The organism is Kurthia senegalensis (genome assembly GCF_000285595.1).
Lineage (GTDB): Bacteria > Bacillota > Bacilli > Bacillales_A > Planococcaceae > Kurthia > Kurthia senegalensis.
Map to the genome: position 1 here is coordinate 272,515 of NZ_HE611064.1, position 22,615 is coordinate 295,129.

Below are 22,615 nucleotides of genomic sequence, written 5' to 3' on the forward strand. Positions count from 1 at the left end.
GTGTTATAAAAGTATTAAGAGCTACTCTTAACCATAAACGGTTAAGAACGCATACTACCATTGGAATAATTTTTTTACGAACGATCGAATCAAAATGACGGTATAGAAGTGAAACACTTTCCACTAATTCTTCAATTTCTTGGTTCGTGTAATCCCATGGATTGTTTTGACTATCCATAATAACGAGCATTTGGTTTATGTATAATTCGTAAACGGCAATGGCATCAGCAAAATGGTCAATTTCATTTTGTTGTGCTACTTCTTTATCTTTCATTAATTCAAAGACATCTAATGCCTTTTGAAGTTCCTCATTCACAGCTTGGCGGTCGCCAATTTTCACTGTTGGTGAGGGCACTTCACGTAGACTTGAAAAACGTTTAATTCTTTTGTTTTTAATATGTTTGTCTAATAATTCTTTCGTTGAATGCATATATATTCCCCCAACAATCGTTGATTCCTAATGTATAAAAATACTTGATTTCAATTTACAATATCATAGTTTTTTAGTATTATGCAACCGGTATCATAAAAAATTATCCGGAATCTTCATAATTATATCTTTCGTCACCTCCATCTTAAAAAAGTATAAAATCAATTGTTTTATCATCTTATTTTTATGTCTTTTTTTACTGTTTTTTACTTTTTAAAACGTCATTTGGCTCTTACATTATGAATTACGAATTAAAAAGTTGTAGATAATTAATTGTTTTTTCACAGTTATGTACTCCTATATAACTATTATATTTTACACCATCATTAGTTATAATGATTTTTTTCAGCGGATAAATAATTATATAAGTATAAGTTTCATAATACATTCACGAAAAAAGCATACGCTCTTGCGTATACTTATCCAGCAATTTGACTTGATTGCCATAGCATGAAGTTTTCTTTACGCACAACGTTTAAAATACATGCTGATTGTTCTAAAAGTTCAAGCTGCCGAAGTTCATTTGGAAATTCTTTTTCAACACGTAAAGACATGTACGGTAAATGTCTTTGTGACTGCCGTGATCGAATATTTTCGATACGTGCTCCAGCAAAAACATTCGTTAACTGTAACGTGTGAAAAGCAAATTCAAGCATCGCTATTTTAGCGAGTTGATTGTAGCCCTTCCCCCAGTGTTCTTCTGCAATCCACGTACTAATATGACAGCTCTTCGTCACTTCATTAATATTTTTTAATGAAATCACTCCGATAAATTCATCTTTTTCATTCAAAATAAGACGAGAATAAAAACGGTCTTCCATTTCTTCGATTGTCATCACACGAATGAATTGTATCATTGCCTTCACACTACATTGTTCTTCTGATAATGCGAGCGCATTTCGTATAGCTGGTACTGAAATATGTTGTGCCATCACTTCTGCATATTGTACACACAAAGACCGAAGTTTCACTTCTACCATAAAATCTACCTCCTTATTCAACCAAACCTTTCGCTTAACATGTATTTGAATAAATCCACGTTTTCATTTTCATAAACGAAAAAACTTATATATCTCAATTACTATTATACACACTATTTTCTACTTTAAATATAATTTTTGATTTTTTATACACAATTCAACTATTTAATGCATAGAATCAGATAAAATAGCACGTGCTTTTTCTGTTAAAAAACGGATTTCTTTTACGGACTCATAGCGTGTAATTAACGCTCTCGACTCTCGCTCAATTGCACTCGGTTGATTTAATTTACCTTCGTAGCGCAGCGTTAAATTTTTCATATCTTCTCGTAATCTCATCTTATTTGCATACACAGACAAATTATGAGATTCCTTCGTTTGAGAAATCCGATTCGCCTTCGTAAATTGTTTATTAGCCTCATTTCATTGTCGATCGTGTAATTTCTCCACGCCTTCTATCATTGAATAATGATACATACTTTTCGGTACGATACAAACGGCTAGAGCTAGCATCATAAGAATAAGTCCTCCCACAAGGTATTGTAACCATTTATGTTCCAAATTCATGAAGTAGTCCCCCTTTTTTGTAGTTATACCCCCCATATAAAAAGCAACACCTAGTTATTCATAGGTTTAATTTCTTTGAAAACTGTGAATAATTTACTTATATCCATAATTAAAGGGGGCTTCTTAATGAAAGATCAAAACACAGCACTATTATTTATTATTCTTAGTATTTCACTCGTACTTATGACTGTATTTGCTCCGATTACTAGCCTTTTTATTAAAATTAGCTTCGTATGCCTCGCTGTTTTCACGGGCTACTATGCGATACGACAATTGAAAAACACACCTGAACAACAAGAAAAAGCACCACTTAAAAATAAACGTGCATTAGATGAGTTTTCTTTATAAATAAAAAGACATGTCGCTTATTGAACGACATGTCTTTTATTTATAAACAATTGTATGAAACAGCTTCAAATGCTGTCGTAAGTGCTGGTTTTTCTTTTAAAAACACATCAATTTCTTGTTCAATTGATTTTGACATATGTATACCACACTCGCAAACACTCGCTGGAATATCTCCAATCACGAGTTGACAAGATCCATAATAAAACGTTTGAGTCGTTAAAATTTTTCTTTTTTACAATGACAAACTCCACAAATCATTTGCACACCTACTTTATTTAATTCATAATCACTTAGTAAGTATACACCTTTTTTACTATTTCAAACAATTGAAAAAAAGGCCTTTTATTAGGTATTTTAGATTAATGAAATAAAAAAAGAGCTCAAACATTCGTTTAAGCTCTTTCTATTTATTTATTTTGACGCATTTCCGTCATTTGACGCCACATAGAACCTTTCGCATCTTCACCTTGCGTAATACGTTCTAAAGCCATTTCTACTTGCAGTTTCACTTCAAATTCTTTATCTTCTTGTGCTTCTTTCAAACTTGGAATTGAATCTTCCGTACCTGTTTCATAAAGGAACATCGCTGCACGCCAACGAACTAGTTTATTGCGATCTTTTAATGCGAGTTGCATAGGTTTCTCAAATTCAACGAAACTTAAATCACTCATACAGTCGCCCGCTGTACGACGAACAGAAGCTGATTTATCTTGTAATGCTTCCGTTAAATATGGAACGACTTGTACGTCTTCAATCATACCTAGGTAAACTGTTGCAAGACGTCGAATCGAAATTTTCTCATCGCGAAGTGCTAATGCTAAAAGTGGTAAATCTTCAATTGTCGGATCCGGAATTTGATCGAGTAATTGGAAACGAACTTCCCAATCATCTACTTGGAATTGTTCTACTGTAACCGGTTGTTTATCAGATGGAACGGCTTTATTTTCTTGTGATGCAGCGACAATTTCTAATAAACGATTGTCTGTAAATGCCGCTTCAATTTCTTGTGCGACCGCTTGACCAATTTCTTCTTTATCACCGTATCGAATACCGTAGTCTACCCATTTGCGTTGTAAAATATAGTTTTCATCATTGCGCATTGCAATATTCAACGCATCGTTAAAGCGTTTCGACAGGCCGACACGTTTTTGTTCTAGTTGATCGAACACTTTCACTTGTAGTGGAATTCCTTTATACATTTGGACGTGAACGTATGCCTCACCGAATGGATCAACAGAGGCTTGTTGCGTATCATGTTTCTCTGTCTCTTCACCGAAAGCTGCACGAACAGCACTTAAAATTCCTTTCCAGTCAAACTTCGCATTGCGCTCCACCGCTAAAAAGTCTGCTACGTGATACACACCTTTTACGCCTTCAATTTGCATAATCGTTTGGATTTCCTCTGGTGCAGAAGAAATATTTTTTTCATTGTAATTATGTGCTGTACCAAAAGCTAATTCTTGGTCTAAAATAACTTTCATCGTATTAGGACTTGGTGTCGGTTCAATTGATTTAATTTGCATAATTTTCTCCCCCTCTTATCCGTTAACAATCGTACTTAAATAATCATAGCGTTCAATGAGTAATTCATATTGTTCATTCAACTCATCTAATTCAAGCGTTAATTTTTGAAGTGCTGTAAAATCTGAACCTGCTTTTGAAATAGCTTCTTCATGTTCCATAATTTCCGTTTCCACTTTTTCGATTGTTTGTTCAATTTCTTTCCACTCTTTTTGTTCTTTAAAGCTCAATTTCTTTTTCGTCGATTGCGTCGTTTTTTCTTTTACTTTTTCAGCTTTTTCGACTTTTGGCGCTTCGTGTTTTTCCATTTCTTTTTTCGCTAAAAAATCGGTATACACATCTAATGACTCTTCTACATTTCCTAGACCGTCTAACACCCAAAGTTTTGTCGCAATACGATCTAAGAAGAAACGGTCATGGGAAATCGTAACGACAACACCTGTGAAATGTTCGATAAAATCTTCCAGTACACCGAGTGTCTCGATATCTAAATCGTTCGTCGGTTCATCTAATAAAAGTACGTTCGGTTGTTCCATTAACAATTTCAATAAATGAAGACGTTTCTTTTCGCCACCTGAAAGTTTACCAATTTGCGCACCGTGTGAATGCATTGGGAATAAAAAACGTTCTAACATCGCTGCGGCAGAAAAATGTTCGCCATTTGCATCTTTAATGTCATTCGCTGTTTCACGAATGTATTCAATCATTCGTTGGCTGCTGTCCATTTCAGGTAAATGTTGTGTGAAGTGAGCGATTTTAACCGTTGAGCCGACGTCCAACTCACCAGAATCCGGTTGCAAAATTCCAGCTAACATATTAATAAGCGTCGATTTCCCTGCACCATTAGGTCCGATTATACCAATTCGATCCCCTTGTTGTAACAAGAAATCAAATTTTTGAATAAGGTGCTTGTCGCCAAAGCTCTTTGAAACTTGAATGCCTTCAATAACTTTTTTACCGAGACGTGTCGTCGCAAGATTCATATCTAAATCTGTGTTTGAATTATCTTTTTGAAGCGTGTCTGACAACGTTTCGAATCGTTGGATACGTGCTTTTTGTTTCGTTGAACGCGCTTGTGCACCACGACGAATCCATTTTAGCTCTGCACGGTAGCGATTTCGGTTTTTAGCATCTGTTGCCTCTTGCATTTCTTCACGAATCGCTCTCGCTTCTAAATACGCACCATAATTCCCATTATGCTTGTAAAGCTGTTGGTTCGCTAATTCTAAAATTTGTGTCGACGTATTATCAAGGAAATAACGATCATGCGTAATAATGATTGCTGCGCCTTTTAAGCGATTAACCATATCCGTTAGCCATTCTGTTGATTCTACATCTAAATGGTTCGTCGGTTCATCAAATAAATATAAATCTGCCGGTTCAATTAATGTTTTCGCTAACGCCACACGTTTTTGTTGACCACCTGACATCGAATTGACAATCGTGTCAAACTCCGTAATTCCTAGCTTCGTTAAAGCTGTTTTCGCTAACGCATTAATGTCCCATCCGTTTTCCGTATCCATACGTTGTTGTAGTTGGAACAAACGTTGTTGCAATGTTTCATTCATTGGGTCTTCATTCAATAGACGAAGTGTTTCTTCATACGAGCGATTCAATAAAATAACCGGTGATTGACTCATAAATACTGCTTGAAGTACGGTAATGCCTTCTTCAAAAACAGGATTTTGCGGTAAGTAGGCCACACGATAATTTTTAGGATGATCGAGTTCAATCGAATCCGTTTCTAATTCTCCTGCTAAAATCGCCATTAAAGTCGATTTCCCTGTACCGTTAATACCAATCAGCCCCGCACGTTCCCCTTCTACTAAAGTAAATCCAATCTGATTAAATAACGTCTTATCTCCGACGGTTTTTGTAAAATTTGATACGATTAAATGGCTCATAATTGTCCTTCTCTTTCCTGCTTAAATTGGTCTAAAAATTGTAACATAAATGCATGTCGTCCTTCAGCAATTTTGCGTCCTTCTGAAGTCGTCATTAATTCTTTTAAATGGAGTAATTTTTCATAAAAATGTGTAATTGTGCCACCTTTTGCTTGGCGATACGCTGCTTCATCTTCGTACGATTGGACGTTTAGTACATCGTCATATAAAGGACGATCTTTCGCACCACCGAAAGTGAAAGCACGTGCAATACCGATTGCACCAATCGCATCTAAGCGGTCTGCATCTCGAACAATTTTCATTTCGATTGTCGTCGCTTCTAATTCATGCCCTCCACGATACGATACCGCAGCAATCGTTTGCTTAACTGCTACTCGTTCTTCTTCTGTAATTGGCAGTTCATTTAAAATCGTTTGCTCTTGTTGTTTATCTTGACTATATTTCGGATCACTCACATCGTGTAATAAAACGGCTAATTCAATGACAAGTTGATTCGCATCTACTTCCGTTTTTAAAATTTGTCGTGCATTCGCTAATACACGTTCAATATGTAAGAAATCGTGACTTCCGTCAAATGTGTTATAAATATCTTTCACTCTTATTGCACATTGCTCTACCGCATTCATACGATCACCTCATACGTTCATTATACATGACGACGCTTAAAACAAAAAAAGAACTACCCAAAAAATGAGTAATTCTTTCTTTTTTTACGATGAATTTCCTAAAGCTGTAACATCTTCTTTTTAGAATAAACCAACCGCATTGCCATCTTCATCAATGTCCATACGAAGTGCTGCTGGTTCTTTCGGTAATCCTGGCATCGTCATAATATCACCTGTAAGGCAAACGATAAATTGCGCACCTAATTTTGGAATTACTTCACGAACAGTAATCGTGAATCCTTCTGGGCGACCTAGTTGTTTCGGTTGATCCGTTAAAGAATATTGTGTTTTCGCCATACAAACCGGCATTTTATCCCAGCCAAATCGTTCAATTTCCGCTAATTGTTTGCGTGCTTGGTCTGTGAATTGTACACCAGCTCCACCATATACTTTCGTCACAATCGCTTGTACTTTCTCTTCGATTGATTCATCTAGTTCATACATCGGTTTGAAGTTGTTTTCTTCCTCTAATACTTCTAATACCGCTTTCCCTAGTTCTAAACCGCCTTTACCACCTTGTTCCCAAACGTTCGTTAATGCCATTTTTACGTCATTTTCTTGGCACCAAGTTGTAATAACGGCTAATTCCTCTTCCGTATCTGTAATGAAACGATTCAGTGCAACGATGGGCTCAACGCCAAATGTACGGACCGTTTCAATATGTTTCGCCAAATTCGCCATACCGATTGAAATCGCCGCCGCATTTTCTTCTTTCAATTGTGCTTTATCAACCCCACCGTGCATTTTTAAAGCACGTGCTGTCGCAACAATCACGACAGCATTCGGTTTAAATCCAGCTTGTACCGCTTTAATATCCATGAATTTTTCAGCACCTAAATCCGCACCAAATCCCGCTTCTGTCACGACAATATCAGCTAATTTACGAGCTGTTTGTGTCGCTTGTACCGAGTTACAACCGTGTGCAATATTTGCAAATGGTCCACCGTGAATAATCGCTGGTGTCCCTTCTAACGTTTGTACTAAGTTCGGTTTAAAAGCATCTTTTAATAATAATGTTAGGGCGCCTTGTACTTTCAAATCACGGACAAATACGGGTTGTTTCTCGTATGTATATCCGATGACAATGTCACCTAGTCGTTTTTTCAAGTCTGTATAGTCTGTCGCTAAACAGAATACTGCCATAATTTCAGAAGCAACGGTAATATCAAAGCCATCTTCACGTGGTACACCTTGTGCTGGGCCACCAAGACCGACAACGACGTGGCGTAACGAACGATCATTCATATCTAATACGCGTTTCCATAAAATACGACGTGGATCAATATTCAATTCGTTTCCACGGTGAATATGGTTGTCAATTAAAGCAGCTAACGCATTATTCGCTGTTGTAATCGCGTGTAAATCCCCTGTAAAATGCAAGTTAATATCACTCATTGGTACAACTTGTGCATAACCACCACCTGTTGCACCGCCTTTAATTCCCATTACAGGTCCTAAAGATGGTTCACGTAAAGCAACGACCACGTTTTGTTCTAATTGATGGAGTGCATCTGATAAGCCAACTGTTACAGTCGATTTTCCTTCTCCTGCCGGTGTCGGATTAATCGCTGTTACTAGTACAACTTTCGCATTTGCTTCTTTGTCTTTCAATTGTGTGACGTCAATTTTCGCTTTATATTTCCCGTAAAGTTCTAATGCATCTTCGGGAATTCCTGCTTCAGCTGCAATCGCTCCAATTGGTTGTAGCGTCGCTTTATTCGCAATTTCTAAATCAGACAATGGTGTTGTAACGCTTGACATGTTGTAACTCCCTCTCTGTTTCTTGATTTTATATCATAACGATACTATAAAAAAAATGGAACTTCAATGTATCTCTCGATTTGTCTGATAATTGACAATAAAAAGAAAACCGTGCTATAGTTTGCTCATTAACAATGTCTTCAAATTAAAACGAACGACGGAGGGAACACATATGCACGAAGGTACAGTAAAATGGTTTGACGGTAGTAAAGGATATGGTTTTATCGAGTCGGCTCAAGGTGAAGATATTTTCGTACACTTTACCGGAATTGTTGCAGATGGGTTTCGTACATTGAATGAAGGACAACGCGTTCAATTTGATATTGTGGAAGGCAATCGTGGCAGTCAAGCAGCGAATGTCATATTACTTATAGAATAAATAATCATCATTTTTCACATAATAAAAAAGGAAGGCATATGCCTTCCTTTTTTATTTAAGCGAAGAGAATAAGATTACGCTTCTTCCTTCTCTGCTTTTTCTAAATTAATTTGTTGTTCTTCTAATCGTTGTAAATCAATTCTTACAATTTGATGGTTATTAACTTCTGTCGCAGTAAAACGGAATCCTTGCTCTTCCACCGTATCATTTTCAACGACATCACCACGTTGTGCCATAAACCACCCACCAATCGTGTCTATATCTTCATCATCTAAAATCATCCCTGTTAAATCATTCACTTCTGAAATCAAAAGCTTCCCACTCACGCTGAAATGATTTTTATCAAATTGATGTTTTTCTGGCAATTCATCTGCATCGAACTCATCTCGAATTTCACCAACAATTTCCTCGATAATATCTTCGATTGTCACAAGTCCTGACGTGCCACCGTACTCATCTAATAAAATGGCGATGTGAATTCTTTTCGCTTGAAACTTAACGAGTAACTCACCAATTGGAATCGTTTCGATGACTTGAATGACGGGTTGTACATATTCTTCAACGGTTTTTTCCCCGCTATTTTCATCCCGAATCATTTCGGTTAACAATTGTTTCATATTAACGAATCCTAAAACGTGGTCTTTATCTCCGTCTGTCACAGGATAACGTGTGTATTGTTCTACATCAATCATTTTGAATACTTCATTTAAAGTCAAATCTTTTTCAAAACTCACAATTTCCGTACGTGGAACCATGACCTCTTTCGCTACACGATCATCAAATTCAAAAATACGGTTTACGTAGTTAAATTCTGCAGGGTTAATTTCCCCCCCTTTAAAACTATCCGCTACGATCATACGAAGTTCTTCTTCACTATGAACTTCTTCATTTTCAGACATCATTTGTAATCCAAACATTTTTGTTAAAAGACGTGCCGACCCATTCAATAAGCGAATCGGGAAGTACATAATTTTATAAAATAACATTAGCGGTCCTGCGAATGCTAGTGTTACCATTTCAGATTTTTGAATCGCCAATGTTTTAGGCGCTAGCTCACCAACGACAACGTGTAAATACGTGACGAGTGAGAAAGCAATAATAAATGATATAACGGTCGCAATGCTTCCTGTCACACCGATTGCTTCAAAAACGGGATGCAATAATTTTTCAACTGTCGGCTCACCAATCCAACCAAGGCCTAATGCTGTAATTGTAATACCGAGCTGACAAGCCGATAAGTATTCGTCTAAATGTGTGATGACATGTTTTGCTTTGACTGCGTTTTTGTTACCGTCTGCAACCAATTGATCGATTCTCGTCGTACGTACTTTGACAATCGCAAATTCTGTCGCTACGAAAAATGCTGTTGCGGCAATCAAAAATGCAAATAAAATTAGTTTCCAAAATATTTCTCCGTCCAAATAAGTTCTTTATCGCTTCGTGCCTCTCACTACACGATAAAGAATTCACCTCCTGTAATGTTATAAACTAATTTTAATCAATTTCCCCTATCGAATGCAATTTATAACTATATCAAAACTAAATTTTCTACTTAAAACATTATTTTTCATAGCACTACCGACAATTCTTATGCAAAAAGAAACATGGTCTACTCGTCACTTATAAACTATGTGCCGGCTGAAAAAAAGCATTATATAACGATTTCAAAATAACATCTTCATATTGTTGTTGCACACCAAAAGCTAATGAAACTTCCGAAGACCCTTGATTAATCATTTCAATATTCGCACCCGTTTCAGAAATCGCACTTGCTGCTTTTGCCGCTAAGCCCGTATTATTATTCATCCCTTCCCCAACGACGACAATAAGTGAAAAGCCATGACGAAAATGTACATCGTCTGCATGTAACTCTTCTGTCACACGCTGCAAAATACGTCGTTCATTCTCCTCTGTTAATTGATGACTACGAATAATAACCGAGATATCATCTAACCCCGAAGGTGTATGTTCATATGAAATCCCGTCTTCTTCTAAAATTTGAAGCAATTTTCGACCAAAACCTATTTCACGGTTCATTAAATATTTACTTACATATAAAATTGAAAAACCCGAATCAGCTGAAATGCCTGTCACTGGGCGACGTTTCTCTGTACTTTCAGCGACAATTTTTGTTCCCGGAGCAGATGGGTTATTCGTATTTTTTATCGTAACAGGAATTTTCAATTTAAAAACGGGCATTAATGCTTCGTCATGAAAAACTGAAAACCCTGCATACGATAGTTCACGCATTTCTCGATACGTAATTTCTGTAATTTCCGCTGGTTCATTGACTACTTTAGGATTTGCACTAAAGACACAATCAACGTCTGTAAAATTTTCATAAAGATCTGCTTGCACAGCCGCAGCTAAAATAGCACCTGTAATGTCCGAGCCTCCGCGGTCAAATGTTCTAAGTACCCCTTCTGTCGTATAACCAAAAAAACCTGGGAAAACGATAATTTCTTCCGAGTTTTTTAAATAACTTAATTTTTCATATGCTTCTGGAAGTGCCATCGTACGTTCTGGTGGTTGGCAAACGAGAAGGCCGTCTTTCGGATTGACATATTTCGCACGAATTCCGATGTGATTAAAGTAAGCAGCAATCATTTTTGCATTGTTGTCTTCTCCGCTCGCTTTCAAACTGTCCATCGCATACTGTGCAGAAACTGCCGCGTCTTCTTCGCAGCGGCGACGTAAATCGGCTTCGATGACGTCGCAAATTTCGTGACTTAACCCAAGCCCTTTCGCATTGTCCTCATAACGATTCACAACATTCCGAATTTTCTCTTCATATGATTGTCCTGCACTAACTGTTTGTGCTAAATCAATGAGTAAATCGGTTACTTTGATATCATCAGCTGAGCGTTTTCCTGGAGCTGAGACGACGACGAAACGACGCTCTGGATCTTCCTTCACAATATTTGCTACTTTTTTTATTTGCTCAGCACTTGCAACGGATGTGCCACCGAATTTACATACTTTCATGTCATCAAATCCTATCATCTGTATTTTTACAATAAACAACTGTTTTTTCTCAGTGTACAAAAGCAAGTTTTAATCGTCAATGGTTTTAAGTTAAATTTTTCAGAAAAATGAGTTTTTTATTTAATTTGTAATGAAAGGAGGTATCCTGTAGGACACCTCCTCTATTTTTTTATTCAAACGACCGTATGCGCACACAACTATTTACGTGTTGGTTTATCATATACTTTTAATAACTCTTGCCCTAAAAAGCGCAATTGTTCCCCAACCGTACACGTCTCAATACAAAACTGATGTGCTGCTTGCTTTCCTCTGTCTTTACGTAATTGTGCTTTTACGAAACAGCCTTCGCAATACTTCTCATTTGTCGCATCAATCTCACCGACGATTTGTTGATGATTTAGCAAAAAACACCTCAATTTCTTTCGAGATCTTTCAAGTATGAACGATCTATTTTAGCAGATTGCATTCCGCATTGTTCAAATTTTACTCTGTCCTATGCTATGATGCAAGTATCAGTTCTCGGAAGGATGTGTCAGTTGTTCATGTTAGAAGTATTTATTGATGGAGCGAGTGCTGGAAACCCCGGACCATCTGGAATCGGCATTTTCATTAAAGGGGAAGGGCATCTCATTAAAATTAGTGAACCGATTGGTTTGACAGACAATCATCATGCTGAATTCATCGCTTTAGTACGTGCTTTGAAAGAAATTCAGCTTTTGAATCCACAACTCGTCTCTTTAAAATCCGATTCAAAAATTGTGCTTTCTTCTATTGAAAAACGTTACGTAAAAAAAGAAAGCTTTCAATTACTTCTTCAAGAAGCATTAGAAATCATCGATACGGTTCCTTTATTTTTCACAAAATGGATTTCAGATCACGAAAATAGAGCAGCTGATACGCTGGCACGACAAGCTATTCAAAAACAAAAAACGAAATAAAAAAACCGTTCGATTTTAAAATCGAACGGTTTCTTTATTTCGACTGCTCTTCAGCATAACTAAGTGCACCAATCGCACCGCTAAATCCATTATCCTCTAAAAAAACAGCTTTTTTCTTCTTCATTTCCGTATAGCTTTGAATAATTTCTTTTAAAATAGGATTATTTAGTAGCGTCGTACCAATATAAACGATATTTTCCACGTCATATTGTTCAGCGTATTGTACGCTTAATGTTGAAACGACTTCTCCTACTAAGCCCATTGTCGTCGCAATCAAATCTTCTTTTCTAAATTGTTCTGGTTCTTTCAATCCTACTTTTCCAAAATTACTTGCAGTTAATTCGGGATTAAGTGGTTTCGGAACTTCCATTCCTTCGAAAATATCGGCTACTAACAAATCAATTTGATGACGCTTACCATTTTGCGCTAAATTCGCAATTGCTTCAAAGGAATATTCATTTGTCATAATCCCGCTAAGTCCCATGAGCGTTCCGCCACCTACACCTGTTCCACCGACACGTTTAAACATCGATTCATCTTTATAATGAATCGATGTTCCTGAGCCGATGTTCGTAATAATACCTTTTGAAATAGGGCGATCTTGTGTGTGTAATTGCGTCGTAACACCTTTTAATGTCGCTTCAAATTCAACGATAAAACAAAGCTTAAATCGCTCATCTAATAAATTATTCAACTGCTCTGTGCGGCCACCTGTCATGCCTAACGTTTCAATTGTCGAATGGCTATTAATGAAAGCTGCCACTTCTTCTAATTTCGTCGATGGAAAATGTTGCAATGAAATCGTTCCATCTTCTTTCATATAAGCTACCTTTGTTAAAGTGCCACCTGCATCTATCCCAATTGTCTTTACCATAATAATCTCCTTTTATATACCTTAACCACTTTAATGAAAAATACGTTTTTTCGCAACTTAAAGCGATGAATCGTACACAACTTTGCCGTCTATTACTGTTTGCAAAACATTTGCCTTTAAAATAGCTGCTTCTTCACAGCACAGCAAATCGGTATCTACAATTGTGAAATCGGCATCAAAATCTTTTTGAATTTTTCCTCGGTACAATTCCTGATTTCCTGTATAAGCACTACCTACCGTATACATATGCACCATTTCATAACGCGTTAAACGTTCTGAGGCATCAAAAACGACTTGAGAAGAAGGTTTCTTTCTCGTCACACCCGCCCAAATCGTTTCAAAAGGTGAGATGCTCTCAATCGGGGCATCCGTTCCTGCACCTAACACTAAGCCCTCATTTAAAAATGTTTTCCAAGGATATAGTCGTGCCTCACGTTTCCCTAACTTTTCTTGAAGCCATGGCATGTCCGACAATAAAAATGCCGGCTGCGCATCGACGATGACATGCAGTTTTTTTAGTGCTTTCATTTGTTCGGTAGAGCATAAACTCCCGTGAATATAACGATCTCGCATCGCTACTGGTGGTACTCGTTCGAGATGTCGAATGAATTGATCTACTGCAGCATCTCCAATTGCATGAACTGCGATGCCACTGTCGTATTTTCTCGCAAGCTGTAGCCACTGTGCAAACTGTTCATCTGTATGTAGCGCAATGCCTGTCGTTTGTGTGCCAACATATGCTTCTTTAAGCCAAGCTGTATTGCCTCCAAACGACCCGTCTGCAAACAACTTCATTGCACCAAATTCTATATATTTTCCATCTACTGACGCACCGTCTTCCATCATCTGTTGAAATACACGATGATTTCGAAGTAGGTGGGCACGAAATGGCTTTTCTTCTCCAATAACTTTTTTATATGCTTGTAAAGACTTCGTATATTGTCCAAAATAGCCGAGATCTTCTGAATGAACACCCGTAATACCCGAAGCCGTTAAGTGCTGAATCGCATTTTCTACATATTGGACGAGTTGCTCATCCGTTACATTTTTTGTCGCTTCATTTACGAGCAGATCGTTTTTATTTTCATATAAAAGACCGTTAAGTTGTCCTGTTTCATCATGCCCGACTTGCTCATCCTCTACCGAATTAGAAGCTGTTATGCCAATAGCAGCTAAACCCGTATGGTTCGTCAAACAAACGTGTCGACATACACGCCTCAATACCATCGGGCCTCCATACAATGCATCTAGTTCAGACAACGTTGGAAGTCGATCTAGTTGATTTTCATCCCATAAATCGACGAATAGCCATTCTTTTCCGGACAATTTTGTCGCTTCTTTTTTAATAACATCTTTAAATTGTTCAACTGTCGTACAATGAGAGGCGACAGCTTTCGATAATAATTCACCGTAGCCAACTAAATGAATATGACTATCTACAAAACCGGGGTACATCGTAGCACCCTTTAAATCGTGCACATGTCGTGCTTTTTTTCTAGTTGTGCTTTCGTTCCTACCGCTATAATTTTCCCATCGTTAACGAGTACCGCTTCAACGGTTTCCCCTTCCTCTCTCATCGTATAAATTGTCCCGCCTGTCCATAGTTCCATATTCTAACCACCCTACCGTTTAAATTGCCAATAGTATATCAGATATTGGAAATTATCTCGAAAATGTGTTTTTTCATTGTCTAAATACGTCTATTTACGATACGATAATAACGAAACAATTTAACTGCTTGAACGGAGGTATCTTCAGTGATACAACAAAAACAATTATACAAAGAAGCGATGGCTGTTTTAAAAGCAACGAGCCGTACATTCTTTATTCCTATTACCTTTTTAGAAAAAGATATTAAAACGACTGTCGCAACTGCTTATTTATGTATGCGTGCGATTGATGAAATTGAAGACCACGAAGACATTTCAGTAGAAGAAAAAGCACGTATGTTGACGAAAACAGCCGAACTGTTAAACGTAACACCGTTTGACCAAGATGCTTACGAAGAAGCGATTTCTTCTTACAAAGCGATTTTACCCGAAGTGTCTCTACGCCTAAATGACTGGCTTACACTATGTCCTAATGTTATTCGTGAAAAAGTAGCCGCATCTACTGCTGAAATGGCTGAAGGAATGGCAAAATGGGCATTAAAGGGCTGGGTATGTAAAACAAAAGAAGATTTAGATGATTACACATATTATGTAGCTGGTTTAGTCGGTACAATGCTATCAGATATTTGGTACACATTTACTGGCATTGAAACCGATCGTGAATTAGCAATCGGCTACGGTCGTGGTTTACAAGCTGTAAATATTTTACGTAACCAAGAGGAAGATGCAGAACGCGGTGTCTGCTTCGTTCCAGAAGGTTGGACGCGTGCCGATTTATTTGATTATGCGAAAGAGAATTTGCATAAAGCCGATTTATACAATAAACAAATTACGAAACGTAGCATTTTAATGTTCTGTAAAGTGCCACTTGCACTCGCGCATAAAACGCTACAAACGATGGAAAAAAGGCAATGAAAAGCTCACTCGTTCAGAAGTTGAAGCAACTGTAGCCGAACTAGAGAAAGAAACGAAGTAGTTACGTTCAATCCATCAAAAAAGAGGAAGGCATGAATTCATGCCTTCCTCTTTTTATATTACGTATTTATTTTGCACGTTGTTCGTTAATTGCTTGGACAAATGTACTTACCGGTTGTACCCCTGTAATTAAAGCTTCATCGTTAATAACGTAACTTGGCACACTTCGAATCCCATTTTGAATCGCTTGTGAACGATCGGCTTGTACGTCTGCTTCATAAGCATCACTTCGTAAAATAGCTTTTGCTTCCTCGACATCGAGTCCTGCATTTGCAATAACTTCTAACACATCTTCTTCTCGGTTTAAATCTTTACCGTGTGTGAAAATTGCAGCAAAATAACCTTCTGCGACTTCATGTGATTTTCCTTGTGTTGCTGCCCAATACGTTAAACGATGCGCATTCAATGTATTCGGTGCAAGCATCGTCTCATAATTGTACGTTAAGCCAAATTCATTTGCTGCTTGGTCACGAAGTCTTTTCGTCGTTGCAAGCGTTTCTTCATATGTTTTATGGAATTTTTTCGCTAACAATTCCACTGTCGGCATCGCTTTTTCTTTAGATGCCTCTGGTGTTAATTGAAAAGCTCTCCATTCAAACTCAATCGGTTCCTCACTTGCTTCCATCACTTCATCTAAACGACGTTTCCCCATATAACTAAATGGACAAGTAAAATCTGCATACAATTGAATTTTCAAAATGGTCATCTCCTCTAATTTGTAAGTCACTTTCTACGACTCACTTTACGTGCAAATTAAAAAAAGGCGATTTTTCGCTTCATAAAAAGACTCTCTACACAACATTTTGTGAAAATTGTCGTTTACGAACGTCATCACCGTATTTATTTCGGTATAAATTCACTCACTGAAAGACACATCAAAACACTTGACATTTTTAGTTATACATCGTTTTTTTTTCGAAAAAACATTCTTTTTTATGAAATGTGCTCTTAATCAATCTAATTTCGATATATAATCAATCTATTTTATCTATTAAAATGATTTGTTCACAAAATTGTCGAAATTTATTTTCATACAATTCATTAGCGTTTTTTTCTCTCTTTTTCGGCCCTTTCGTCCTTCCTCCACCTTGACGAATTTTTTTGTTTATATGACGAATATTTAACAGTAAATCAATGTTTTCGTTCGTGTATTCTCTCCCATTTTGGTCGATACAAAACCCTTTTTTAGCTAACACCATCGTGGCAAGACCGTAATCTTGTGTCACAACAATATCGCCTTTATTAATTTTATTCACGAGAGCAAAATCCGCGGAATCACTGCCTTTGGAAACGGTTACTGTAACTACACCTTCTCTTACAATCTCATGAGATGTGTCACAAAAAATGAAGACGTGTATACCTAATTGCTTTGCCACGTGGATCGTTTCATCTACGACCGGACAACCATCTCCATCAATACAAATTTTTAGCATTTTTCCTCACTCCTTTAAGCGAACAACCCATTCCATTTAAATGAATTTCTTTCTCTCTAATTGTTTTTTAATTTTCTTTTTTCAGAATTTTTAAGTATTTTGATAATTGAATTTTTTCGGATTTCAATTTACGATAAGGACATCACAAAACTTAACACACACATGGGGGTTTTTTTAATGGTCACTTTAACAACAAATACAACTGCAACAACTTATGTCGATAGCGTTTATAACAAACTTGTGGAAACAAACGGTCACGAAGTCGAATTTCTACAAGCAGCTAAAGAAATTATTTATTCTTTAACACCTGTTTTTGAAAAACGCCCTGAATTAATGGAAGCAGGTATTTTAGAACGAATCGTAGAACCTGAACGTATTTTAAAATTCCGTGTTACTTGGATGGACGATGCCGGTAAAGTACAAGTAAACCGTGGCTATCGTATTCAATTTAACTCTGCAATTGGACCGTACAAAGGCGGACTTCGCTTCCACCCTTCTGTAAACGAATCAATCGTTAAATTTTTAGGTTTCGAGCAAATTTTCAAAAATTCACTTACAGGTCAACCAATTGGTGGTGGTAAAGGTGGTTCAGACTTCGATCCAAAAGGCAAATCAAACAATGAAATTATGCGTTTCTGTCAAGCGTTCATGACAGAACTTTATCGTCATATTGGTCAAGATATAGACGTTCCTGCTGGAGACATCGGTGTAGGTGGTCGTGAAGTCGGTTACTTATTCGGACAATACAAACGTATTCGTGGTGGTTACGAACCTGGCGTATTAACAGGTAAAGGACTTTCATTCGGTGGCTCTTTAACACGTACAGAAGCGACAGGCTACGGTTGTGTATACTTCGTAGATGAAATGCTTCAAGAAATTAAAGAATCATTCCAAAATCAAACAGTCGTCGTTTCTGGTTCTGGTAATGTTGCCATTTATGCGATTGAAAAAGCACAGCAATTAGGTGCGAAAGTCGTTGCTGCATCTGATTCAAGCGGTTATATTCACGATCCGGAAGGTATCGACCTTGCCCTTCTCAAAGATATTAAAGAAGTACGTAAAGCACGTATTATAGAATACGTGAAAGAACGTCCTGAAGCAACTTATACAGAAGGCTGTACAGGCATTTGGACAATCCCATGTGACATCGCACTTCCATGTGCTACACAAAATGAAATTGATGAAGCATCTGCTCGCCTTTTAGTTGAAAATGGTGTGAAAGCAGTCGGTGAAGGTGCGAATATGCCATCTACTTTAGAAGCAATTGACGTTTATTTAGAAAATAACGTATTATTTGCACCAGCGAAAGCTGCCAATGCAGGTGGTGTAGCCGTTTCAGCACTTGAGATGGCCCAAGATAGTTCACGCCAATTTTGGACTTTCGATGAAGTCGATAAAAAATTACACCAAATTATGATCAACATTTATAATGAATCAAGTGCCGCTGCAAAACGTTACGGTCATGAAGGAAACTTATTATTCGGTTCAAATATTGCCGGTTTCGAAAAAGTTGCCGATGCGATGTTAGCACAAGGAATTATCTAATTTAAGCATAGATTTCATCTGTTTTTTAGATTTTTTACTAAATAGCTGAAGCATGTTCATTTTCAGAACATGCTTCTTTTTTTAATATTCTCATGCATATTTACATTAAATTCCTTCTTTTATTCTTTTTCTACGCCTCTCTCCTTCTTTTTTATTACAATACAAATTAGATGGACAGGAGGATTGATTAACAATGGAATTACTTTACGCAGGCAAAACTAAAAATGTTTATCGTTTAGACAGTGGTGCATTACAGCTTCAATTTAAAGATGATGTTACAGGAACAGAAGGTGTTTTCGATCCAGCAGCCAAATCCGTTTTAAAGAAAATACCAGGGGCTGCCCTATCAAGTTTGAATTTATCTGCTTATTATTTTAAAAAGTTAAATGCGATTGACGTCCCAACACATTTCATTTCAAAAGATGAAGAACAAGCAACGCTAACTGTTAAAGATACAAAATCATTCGGAACGAATGGTCTCGATGTAATTGTTCGCTTTCGTGCGATTGGTACGTTTGAAGAACGTTATAACGATTTCGTAGAACACGGTGAAGAATTAGATTCTCTAACAGAAATGGTTTTAAAAGATGCTTTTGAAGAGCGTCCACCGATTGATGGGGATACGATGGAAGCCTTGCACATTATGTCGAAGAAAGATTATGTTTATATTCGTCAACAAGCACAAGATATCGCCGAATTTATTCGTATGGATTTAGCTAAAAAAGGCTTAGAACTTTACGACATTAAATTTGAATTCGGTCGCGATACGACAACGAACGATATTTTACTCATTAATGAAATTTCTGCCAACAGTATGCACGTATACGATGGTAATTCTCTTATTAATCCGATTCAACTAGAAAAAATTTTATTAAAATAAGTTTAATGTAATAGTAAACAAGGGTCGAAAAATAATCGATTCTTGTTTTTTTACGCACGTATTGTTTTTTACATAAAATAAGAAGCGATTTATACAACAGTTATTTAAAAAGTCGGAAAATTCATATATAATAAAGTTATTCGATTACCGAATTAAAAAGGAGAGATAGATTATGATTAAAAGTGCACCAAAACGCCAAGACGTTCCTGAAAATGAAAAATGGGATTTATCGCACCTCGTCGCAAATGACGAGGAGTTCGAAGCAGCGATTCCTCAATTTATTGAACGTGCGACAGCGATTCAACAGCAATGGCAAGGTCAAGTACATACAGCACAAGACATCATCGCTTTAATTCAAGCGCATGAGCAATTGTTAACAGAAGCAACACCTTATGCGAATTATGCACAATTAGATCCTGAGACAGATGCTACGAATGAAAAAGCGCAAATGCGCTACGCGAGATTCAGTGCCTCTGCTGCTAAAATTAGTGCTACCCTATCATTTATTGATAGCGATATTTTAGCGCTTCCAGAAGAAATATTAGTACAAGCACAGCAAGAAAACCCAAACTATGCGCACGTACTGAAAAATTTATTAGCGCGTAAGCAACATTTACTTCACCCAGAAGCTGAAAAAGCACTTGCTTCTCTTCAAGAAACAATCAACGCGCCTTACGGTTTGTATAATACGACAAAATTAATGGATATCGACTTCCCTGATTTTGAAGTAAACGGCGAAACATATCCGAACAGCTACAATTTATTTGAAGGTGATTGGGAAGTTGAAGAAAATACCGCTATTCGTCGAGAAGCATTCAATGCTTTTTCGAAAGAGCTAAAAAAATTCGAAAACACGACAGCCAAAACGTACAACACACACGTAACGACGGAAAAAACAATCGCTTCATTACGTGGGTACGATTCCGTTATTGACTATTTATTAGAAAAACAAGAAGTCGACCGTACGCTTTATGATCGTCAAATTGATATGACGATGGCAGAACTTGCACCTCATATGCGCCGTTATGCGAAGTTACTTCAAAAATCGCATCAATTGGATACGATTTCAATTGCCGACTTAAAAACGTCATTAGATCCTGAATTCGAACCGAAAATTACCGTTGAACAGTCGAAAGATTACTTACAAAAAGCACTCGCAATTTTAGGTGAAGAGTACGTCGATATGATTCAAGAAGCTTTTGACAACTCATGGATTGATTTCGCTCAAAATGAAGGGAAATCAACAGGTGCATTTTGTGCGAGTCCTTACGGTTCACATTCTTATATTTTAATTTCATGGACGAGTCGTATGAACGAATTGTTCGTTCTCGCACATGAATTAGGTCATGCAGGTCATTTCATGCGTGCAAATAATACGCAAACATTGTTTAACAGTAATTCATCTACTTATTTCGTTGAAGCCCCTTCCACAATGAATGAAATGCTAATGGCAAATTACTTACTCGAAAATTCGGATGATCCTCGCTTCAAACGTTGGGTCATTTCAACGATTATCGCACGTACGTACTTCCATAATTTCGTCACGCATTTACTTGAGGCAGCTTATCAACGTCAAGTGTATGAAAAAATCGATGCTGGTGAAGCGTTAAATGCTTCGACGTTAAATACTATTTTCCACTCAGTGCTTCAACAATTCTGGGGAGAAGATATCGTCATCAATGACGGTGCGGAGCTTACGTGGATGCGTCAACCACACTATTATATGGGCTTGTATTCTTATACGTATAGTGCAGGGCTAACGATTTCAACGCAAGTATCACAACGTATTTTACGCGAAGGTAAACCAGCTGTAGATGATTGGTTGAAAACATTATCACTTGGCGGCTCTGTTTCACCTGTAGAGCTTGCTAAAACAGCAGGTGTCGACATTACGACAGACCAGCCTTTAAAAGAAACAATCGCCTTTATCGGTAGCTTAGTTGACCAGTTAGAACAACTAACAGAAGAGATTGAAAATCAATAGTACGTATGTAAATTTAAAAATCCTCTTTTATCAACAATCGATAAAAGAGGATTTTTCGTTATGAATGAGGAATATTTCTTGTTTGTTTTTTCTTCGTCCAAAGACCAATTGCGATTAATAATACCATCACAACAATTGGTACAATCCATTCCATTTGTGGAATCGTTGTTGCGACCAAGTAGCGATGTCCATATTTGTCTTCTACGAGCATCTTACCAGCTGTATAAGCAATTAATAAAGCCCCAATCCAAACGAGAATCGGTAATTTCTCCATCAACTTCATGATCACTTGACTACCTAAAATAATAATTGGAATACTAATGACTAAACCGAGTGCAGCTAAGCCGACATGACCATCTGCTACACCTGCTACTGCTAAAACATTGTCTAAACTCATCACGAAATCGGCAATAATAATTGTACGTACGGCTGCAAAAAGACCAGAATTCCCTTTAATATCGGGATTTTCATCACCTGATTTTAATAAATCCCACGCAATGTAAAGTAATAATAATCCTCCTACAAATTTGACGAATGGAATATCTAAAATCCAAACGGCAACGACCGTTAATACGATACGTAATACGACGGCACCGATCGTCCCGAAGGCGATCGCTTTTTTACGTTGTGCCGGATTTAATTTTCTACATGCTAGAGCGATAACAACCGCATTATCGCCACTTAAGACGATATCAAGTAAAATAATTGAAATAATTTTACCAAGAAATTCTGCATCCATTTTTCTACACTTCCTTTTTAAATATGAATTAATTTTACACCTTTTCATTGGAAAGAACAGCGGAAAGTAATATTTCCGCACAATAAAACGACCTTTT

General features: G+C 37.2%; 23 protein-coding genes and 1 pseudogene. 7 read left to right on the forward strand and 17 right to left on the reverse strand.

Annotation, left to right across the window (positions count from 1 at the left end; all coding sequences use genetic code 11):
* The 4 genes from KSHG_RS18455 to KSHG_RS18210 all read right to left on the reverse strand — a co-directional run.
* The coding region (locus KSHG_RS18455; protein WP_010300916.1) for a hypothetical protein at nucleotides 1-430 on the reverse strand (430 nt) is incomplete at its 3' end.
* A 419-nt stretch (nucleotides 431-849) separates the two neighbouring features.
* Nucleotides 850-1,410 (reverse strand): GNAT family N-acetyltransferase, encoded by a 561-nt coding sequence (locus KSHG_RS01735; RefSeq protein WP_010300918.1) that lies wholly within the window; start codon nucleotides 1,408-1,410, stop codon nucleotides 850-852.
* Between the two features lie 165 nt (nucleotides 1,411-1,575).
* Nucleotides 1,576-1,770, reverse strand: a complete 195-nt coding sequence (locus tag KSHG_RS01740) for a hypothetical protein (protein WP_010300920.1) — start codon at nucleotides 1,768-1,770, stop codon at nucleotides 1,576-1,578.
* A 63-nt stretch (nucleotides 1,771-1,833) separates the two neighbouring features.
* Complete coding sequence (locus KSHG_RS18210; protein WP_154646867.1) at nucleotides 1,834-1,977, reverse strand: hypothetical protein; 144 nt, start codon at nucleotides 1,975-1,977, stop codon at nucleotides 1,834-1,836.
* Nucleotides 1,978-2,103: 126 nt separating this feature from the next.
* On the opposite strand from KSHG_RS18210, the gene KSHG_RS01750 reads away from it, so the two are divergent.
* Nucleotides 2,104-2,325, forward strand: a complete 222-nt coding sequence (locus tag KSHG_RS01750) for a hypothetical protein (protein ID WP_010300923.1) — start codon at nucleotides 2,104-2,106, stop codon at nucleotides 2,323-2,325.
* Between the two features lie 407 nt (nucleotides 2,326-2,732).
* On the opposite strand, the gene KSHG_RS01760 is transcribed toward KSHG_RS01750, so the two are convergent.
* From KSHG_RS01760 to KSHG_RS01775, 4 genes are all read right to left on the reverse strand, one after another.
* On the reverse strand, nucleotides 2,733-3,848 hold the full coding sequence (locus tag KSHG_RS01760; protein ID WP_010300927.1) for a conserved virulence factor C family protein: 1,116 nt from the start codon (nucleotides 3,846-3,848) through the stop codon (nucleotides 2,733-2,735).
* A 15-nt stretch (nucleotides 3,849-3,863) separates the two neighbouring features.
* A complete protein-coding gene (locus tag KSHG_RS01765) occupies nucleotides 3,864-5,750 on the reverse strand; it encodes an ABC-F family ATP-binding cassette domain-containing protein (RefSeq protein WP_010300930.1) in 1,887 nt (628 codons plus the stop codon).
* The gene (locus tag KSHG_RS01770; protein ID WP_010300932.1) at nucleotides 5,747-6,376 is read right to left on the reverse strand and encodes an HD domain-containing protein; all 630 of its coding nucleotides are present in this window, start codon (nucleotides 6,374-6,376) and stop codon (nucleotides 5,747-5,749) included. The genes KSHG_RS01765 and KSHG_RS01770 overlap by 4 nt, the downstream gene beginning before the upstream one ends.
* Nucleotides 6,377-6,496: 120 nt before the next feature.
* A complete protein-coding gene (locus KSHG_RS01775; protein ID WP_010300936.1) occupies nucleotides 6,497-8,176 on the reverse strand; it encodes a formate--tetrahydrofolate ligase in 1,680 nt (559 codons plus the stop codon).
* A 172-nt stretch (nucleotides 8,177-8,348) separates the two neighbouring features.
* On the opposite strand from KSHG_RS01775, the gene KSHG_RS01780 reads away from it, so the two are divergent.
* On the forward strand, nucleotides 8,349-8,555 hold the full coding sequence (locus KSHG_RS01780) for a cold-shock protein (RefSeq protein WP_010300939.1): 207 nt from the start codon (nucleotides 8,349-8,351) through the stop codon (nucleotides 8,553-8,555).
* A 74-nt stretch (nucleotides 8,556-8,629) separates the two neighbouring features.
* On the opposite strand, the gene KSHG_RS01785 is transcribed toward KSHG_RS01780, so the two are convergent.
* From KSHG_RS01785 to KSHG_RS01795, 3 genes are all read right to left on the reverse strand, one after another.
* On the reverse strand, nucleotides 8,630-9,976 hold the full coding sequence (locus KSHG_RS01785; protein WP_010300941.1) for a hemolysin family protein: 1,347 nt from the start codon (nucleotides 9,974-9,976) through the stop codon (nucleotides 8,630-8,632).
* Nucleotides 9,977-10,175: 199 nt separating this feature from the next.
* On the reverse strand, nucleotides 10,176-11,540 hold the full coding sequence (locus KSHG_RS01790) for an aspartate kinase (RefSeq protein ID WP_010300945.1): 1,365 nt from the start codon (nucleotides 11,538-11,540) through the stop codon (nucleotides 10,176-10,178).
* A gap of 197 nt (nucleotides 11,541-11,737) precedes the next feature.
* A complete protein-coding gene (locus KSHG_RS01795) occupies nucleotides 11,738-11,944 on the reverse strand; it encodes a zinc-finger domain-containing protein (protein ID WP_010300949.1) in 207 nt (68 codons plus the stop codon).
* 138 nt (nucleotides 11,945-12,082) lie between these two features.
* On the opposite strand from KSHG_RS01795, the gene KSHG_RS01800 reads away from it, so the two are divergent.
* Nucleotides 12,083-12,478, forward strand: coding sequence for an RNase H family protein (locus tag KSHG_RS01800; protein ID WP_010300955.1), 396 nt, complete (start codon nucleotides 12,083-12,085; stop codon nucleotides 12,476-12,478).
* A 34-nt stretch (nucleotides 12,479-12,512) separates the two neighbouring features.
* On the opposite strand, the gene coaW is transcribed toward KSHG_RS01800, so the two are convergent.
* Genes coaW through KSHG_RS18215 form a run of 3 tightly spaced genes read right to left on the reverse strand, consistent with a single transcriptional unit; the run spans nucleotide 12,513 to nucleotide 14,962 of the window.
* Entirely contained in the window at nucleotides 12,513-13,352 is an 840-nt protein-coding gene (gene coaW, locus KSHG_RS01805) for a type II pantothenate kinase (RefSeq protein WP_010300958.1), read from the reverse strand.
* Between the two features lie 57 nt (nucleotides 13,353-13,409).
* Complete coding sequence (locus KSHG_RS15880; protein ID WP_010300961.1) at nucleotides 13,410-14,831, reverse strand: amidohydrolase; 1,422 nt, start codon at nucleotides 14,829-14,831, stop codon at nucleotides 13,410-13,412.
* Nucleotides 14,819-14,962 (reverse strand): hypothetical protein, encoded by a 144-nt coding sequence (locus KSHG_RS18215; protein WP_010300963.1) that lies wholly within the window; start codon nucleotides 14,960-14,962, stop codon nucleotides 14,819-14,821. Before KSHG_RS18215 ends, KSHG_RS15880 begins: the two co-directional genes overlap by 13 nt.
* Before the next feature lie 147 nt (nucleotides 14,963-15,109).
* Here KSHG_RS18215 and KSHG_RS15885 point away from each other — a divergent pair.
* Nucleotides 15,110-15,938: pseudogene (locus KSHG_RS15885) on the forward strand (squalene/phytoene synthase family protein).
* A 66-nt stretch (nucleotides 15,939-16,004) separates the two neighbouring features.
* On the opposite strand, the gene KSHG_RS01820 reads toward KSHG_RS15885, so the two are convergent.
* Together KSHG_RS01820 and KSHG_RS01825 are read right to left on the reverse strand one after the other, a co-directional pair.
* Nucleotides 16,005-16,634: a DsbA family oxidoreductase gene (locus tag KSHG_RS01820; RefSeq protein ID WP_010300969.1), complete on the reverse strand. Its 630-nt coding sequence runs from the start codon at nucleotides 16,632-16,634 to the stop codon at nucleotides 16,005-16,007.
* A gap of 277 nt (nucleotides 16,635-16,911) precedes the next feature.
* Nucleotides 16,912-17,370 (reverse strand): YaiI/YqxD family protein, encoded by a 459-nt coding sequence (locus KSHG_RS01825; RefSeq protein ID WP_010300972.1) that lies wholly within the window; start codon nucleotides 17,368-17,370, stop codon nucleotides 16,912-16,914.
* Between the two features lie 177 nt (nucleotides 17,371-17,547).
* Here KSHG_RS01825 and gdhA point away from each other — a divergent pair, with 177 nt between their 5' ends.
* From gdhA to pepF, 3 genes are all read left to right on the forward strand, one after another.
* Nucleotides 17,548-18,915, forward strand: coding sequence for an NADP-specific glutamate dehydrogenase (gdhA, locus tag KSHG_RS01830; RefSeq protein ID WP_010300977.1), 1,368 nt, complete (start codon nucleotides 17,548-17,550; stop codon nucleotides 18,913-18,915).
* 193 nt (nucleotides 18,916-19,108) lie between these two features.
* Entirely contained in the window at nucleotides 19,109-19,795 is a 687-nt protein-coding gene (locus tag KSHG_RS01835) for a phosphoribosylaminoimidazolesuccinocarboxamide synthase (protein ID WP_010300980.1), read from the forward strand.
* A 172-nt stretch (nucleotides 19,796-19,967) separates the two neighbouring features.
* A complete protein-coding gene (pepF, locus tag KSHG_RS01840; RefSeq protein ID WP_010300983.1) occupies nucleotides 19,968-21,779 on the forward strand; it encodes an oligoendopeptidase F in 1,812 nt (603 codons plus the stop codon).
* 58 nt (nucleotides 21,780-21,837) lie between these two features.
* On the opposite strand, the gene KSHG_RS01845 is transcribed toward pepF, so the two are convergent.
* Entirely contained in the window at nucleotides 21,838-22,518 is a 681-nt protein-coding gene (locus tag KSHG_RS01845; RefSeq protein WP_010300986.1) for a TerC family protein, read from the reverse strand.
* Nucleotides 22,519-22,615 lie beyond the last annotated feature (97 nt).